Source organism: uncultured Cyclobacterium sp. (assembly GCF_963976465.1).
Classification (GTDB): domain Bacteria; phylum Bacteroidota; class Bacteroidia; order Cytophagales; family Cyclobacteriaceae; genus Cyclobacterium.
On sequence record NZ_CAXBOC010000465.1, the window covers coordinates 1 to 4,492 of the forward strand.

Sequence of the window (4,492 nt, forward strand, 5' to 3'; positions counted from 1 at the left end):
AGAACAGGAGTTGCTACTTCTGCCCCAAGGGCCAATCTAGACTTAATAATGGGCACCCTCAAATTTGCCCCCAAAATGGAATCTATACTGGCTAGTGAAAATGTTCAAAACCATAAGCCAGACCCAGAAGTTTACCTTACGTCGGCAAAATTACTGAATGTGAATCCCGAAAACTGTTTGGTCTTTGAGGATTCTTTTTCAGGAGTTACTGCCGCAATAAATGCCGGAATGAAAGTGATAGGGGTACTTTCTTCACATAAGCAAGAAGAATTACCTCCATGCCAATTGTACATCAACGATTATTCTGAAATCAACCTTGAGACTGTGTGGGAACTTATGAATTAAAAATTGCTATTAAGCTTAGCACATTTAATATTAATATTATTTAAAAAAACAGCACCACTAATTATATAAAGCCATGTTAAGAAGACCAAGAAGAAATAGGAAGTCTCCTGCTATACGTGCTTTGGTGGAAGAAACAAGACTATCTGTCAAAGATTTAATTCTTCCACTATTTTTAATTGACGGAATCAACCAAAAGGTACCTGTAAAATCCATGCCGGGAATTTTCAGGTACTCTTTGGATCAAATGCTTCTAGAAATTGAAAGTTGCCTGAGATTAGGCATCACTACCTTTGATATATTCCCTGCTTATTCGGAAGAAAAAAAGGATCGTTGGGCAACCGAAAGCTATAATGAAGATACCTTTTACCTTAAAGCCCTTTTCACCATCAAGCAAACCTTCCCTGAGGCATGTGTAATGACAGACGTAGCCATGGACCCCTACAGTATTGATGGGCACGACGGACTGGTTGAAGATGGAAAAATACTCAATGACGAAACCCTTGAAGTTCTAGGAAAAATGAGCTTGGCACAAGCCAGAGCAGGAGCCGATATTATTGGCCCATCAGACATGATGGATGGACGAATCGGGTATTTAAGAAGATTACTTGATGAGAATGGCTTTCAAGATGTCTCCCTTATGTCTTATACAGCAAAATATGCAAGTGCTTTTTATAACCCGTTTAGAGATGCATTAGACTCTGCCCCAAAAGCCGGTGATAAAAAAACCTACCAAATGGATCCATCCAATAGCCAAGAAGCATTAATAGAGGGCCAATTGGATTTTGAAGAAGGGGCAGATTTCTTAATGGTCAAGCCTGCTTTGGCTTATTTGGACATAATCAAGCTCCTTCATGACAATTTCCCTTTACCGATAGCTGCTTATAATGTGAGTGGAGAATATGCAATGATCAAAGCATCTGCTGCCAATGGCTGGCTAGACGGAGAAAGAGCCATGACTGAATCATTACTTAGTATAAAAAGAGCCGGTGCTAAAGTTATACTAACTTACTTCGCAAAAGAATTCGCTCTTTTACAAGAATGAACGTCACTACAAAATCTTTAACAACTATCAATCTTTATTGCAAAACAAATCAAAATTCATTGTTTTTGATATTTAAAAGTTAATTTTCATATCTTTTTTATAAAAAAAATGAAAATAAATTAATTGTTGAAATAATACAATTATTTTTCTTCCTCCAAAAATTATTCAAGCCATCACTAATTTAAAATAAGTGATGGCTTTTTTTATTTATATTGAATTTATACCTGATGTTTAGGGATAATTACAGAATATAAATTTACTTAAATCGATTAATGCAAATTTTTATTACTGATTTTAAAAGGATGTATTTTTAACCCTTTTATACATTTTTAAATACAATAATCCTGTTTTTAAGTGTTTATTACACCTGACTTTTGTGTTTTTTACACATATCTTCATTTTTATAGTTGTTTTTTTGACTAGTAATTACCTAAATTTGTCTCAAATAAAATTATAAGTGAAAGTTTAACCTGTAACCCTTTAATTCTAGGTTTCTTATGAAAAACATTTTACCTCCTTTATTACAAGTCAGTTCTAGTGGAATTGACTATGCCGATGCAATCACTCAGAATCTCCTTACAGCAAACAACGTATGGATGATGCTAGCCACGGCACTTGTATTCATTATGCACCTCGGTTTTGCTGGTGTAGAAGCTGGCTTTGGTCAAGCTAAAAACACAGTGAATATTCTTTTCAAAAACACTGTTACTCCTATAATAGGTGTATTGTCTTATGGCTTACTCGGATTTTTTCTAATGTATCCCGGATTTGACGTACCAGGTTGGTTTGGATTTGATGGGGCCGGTTGGAGCATGTTCTGGTTTAACCCCGGAAGTGTAGATGTAAGTGCTGACTATGCGGATGCCGGCTACACTTACTGGACGGATTTCCTTTTCCAAGCCATGTTTGCAGCTACTGCCGCTACTATCGTATCGGGAGCTATTGCTGAGAGGGTTAAACTTTGGTCTTATTTAATCTTCACGGTAATTTTTGTAGGTTTAGTATACCCAATCATCGGAAGCTGGAAATGGGGCGGAGGCGCCTTAGATGCCATGGGCTTTTACGATTTCGCAGGCTCCACACTGGTTCACTCAGTAGGTGGATGGGGTGCTTTGGCAGGTGTGATTATGGTAGGACCTCGTATCGGTAAATATGTAAACGGTAAAACTATTGAAAAGCCTGGATCTAGTGTTCCTTTGGCAGTAATCGGTGTATTCTTGCTTTGGTTAGGTTGGTTTGGTTTTAATGGTGGATCTGTACTTTCTGCTGACCCGGGATTGGTATCATTTGTACTTGTTACTACATCGCTTGCAGCTTGTGCGGGCGGGCTTGGTGGTTTCTTCGCTGCTTATATTGCCTTTAAGCGACTTGACCTAGGAATGGTATTGAATGGAATCTTGGCCGGATTGGTTGGTATCACGGCCGGAGCAGACGTGATCAACCCAATATTTGCACTTTTAGTAGGTTTTATTGCCGGTATATTGGTGGTATTGTCTGCCATACTTTTGGATAAATTAAAACTTGATGATGTAGTAGGTGCTGTATCTGTTCACCTAACCTGTGGGGTTTGGGGAACCTTAGCCGTAGGTATCTTTTCCACCAACCCAGAGCACTCCATACTAACACAATTGGCAGGAATCGCTATATGCGGTGTAGTCGCCTTCTTTTCTGCCCTTGCCATCTTCTTCGTATTGAAGAAAACCATTGGAGTAAGAGTATCTGAAGAACATGAAATATCTGGACTGGACAGTCACGAGCATGGTATCAGAGGTTACACCATCATCTACGACGAATAAATCAAATTAGGACTAGACTATATTAATTAAGGGTCCTGCCGTTTCTAAAAAATTGCAGGGCCCTTCAAACTATCCCATTTCCCAAATTTAATCAAAAACAAAATGAAAAAATTATTTACTATCTTAACTGTACTTTTTTTAATTCCTGTAACATTCATTCTTGCTCAAGAGGAACAAGAAATGCCATCAAAATTTTCTCTTTCAGGATCAGTTGACGCTTATTTCAGAAGCAATCTTAACGCACCCAACAAGGGAGATGCTGCCCAAGCACCAGCCACCTCATTTGCAAACCTTCCTGGCTTTTCCCTAGGAATGGCCAATATAATTGCCACTTATGAAGGTGAAAAGGTAGGATTTGTAGCCGACTTGGTATTTGGGCCAAGAGGCGAAGATGCCGTTTTTGGTTCTCCAATGTACACAGGAGGAATGGCAGGAAGTTCTCAGATCGTCAATCAACTCTACATGTATTACAATGTGAGTGATGCAGTAACGCTTACCATGGGAAACTTTAACACCTATTTGGGTTACGAGGTAATTTCTCCAACAGGAAACTTCAATTATTCCACATCTTATATGTTTTCATATGGGCCATTCTCTCATACAGGTCTAAAAGCAGATTTTCAACTATCTGACAACTGGTCTTTTATGGCTGCTATAATGAACCCTACTGACATGACCGAATTTAACTTTAACGGATCATATACATTGGGTGGCCAATTGGCTTATGCTACTGATGCCGGAGGCACCTATCTAAATGTATTGTATGGAGATCAGGATGGCAAACTTGACATGAACACTTTATCAGCTTTTGGCAATAGTTCAATGGGAAACACCTTCCAAATAGACCTTACCGCTGGTTATGATGTTACAGAATCAATGTATATAGGACTAAACACCACTTATAACACTACCGCCGCCGGACAAATGTATAACGGCTCTTCAATTCAGGATGCCTCAGGAGATGGTTATGGTTTCTACGGTGTTGCCGGTTACCTACAATTCGCCACTTCTGATAAATTTTCCATTGGAGCAAGAGGGGAATATTTCAAAGTATTCAATGATGGACTGGATGGCGTAGTTGGTTTAAACGGCGTGGGTGATGGCAGAGTAGTAGCTGGCACCCTTTCAGGTAACATCAAGATTACCGACAACTTCACTATTATTCCAGAAACTAGGCTAGATATGATGTCTGATGATTTCTTTATCAACAATGATTATCAAAGCTCTAAAAATTTAGCTTCATTCTTGGTAGCTGGTGTCTTTTCGTTCTAAAAATTTACCATAATCAAAAATTAAAAAGCCATAGTGA

At 38.6% G+C, this 4,492-nt stretch carries 4 protein-coding genes; all 4 read left to right on the forward strand.

What is annotated here, in order from left to right; genetic code table 11:
- The coding region (locus tag AAC037_RS20345) for an HAD family phosphatase (protein WP_339905188.1) at window positions 1–345 on the forward strand (345 nt) is incomplete at its 5' end.
- A 73-nt stretch (window positions 346–418) separates the two neighbouring features.
- A complete protein-coding gene (gene hemB / locus AAC037_RS20350; protein WP_339905190.1) occupies window positions 419–1,387 on the forward strand; it encodes a porphobilinogen synthase in 969 nt (322 codons plus the stop codon).
- A gap of 497 nt (window positions 1,388–1,884) precedes the next feature.
- Window positions 1,885–3,183 carry an ammonium transporter gene (amt, locus tag AAC037_RS20355; RefSeq protein WP_339905192.1) on the forward strand — a complete coding sequence of 433 codons (1,299 nt, stop codon included), beginning with the start codon at window positions 1,885–1,887 and terminating at the stop codon, window positions 3,181–3,183.
- A gap of 102 nt (window positions 3,184–3,285) precedes the next feature.
- Window positions 3,286–4,455, forward strand: coding sequence for a porin (locus AAC037_RS20360; protein ID WP_339905194.1), 1,170 nt, complete (start codon window positions 3,286–3,288; stop codon window positions 4,453–4,455).
- Window positions 4,456–4,492 lie beyond the last annotated feature (37 nt).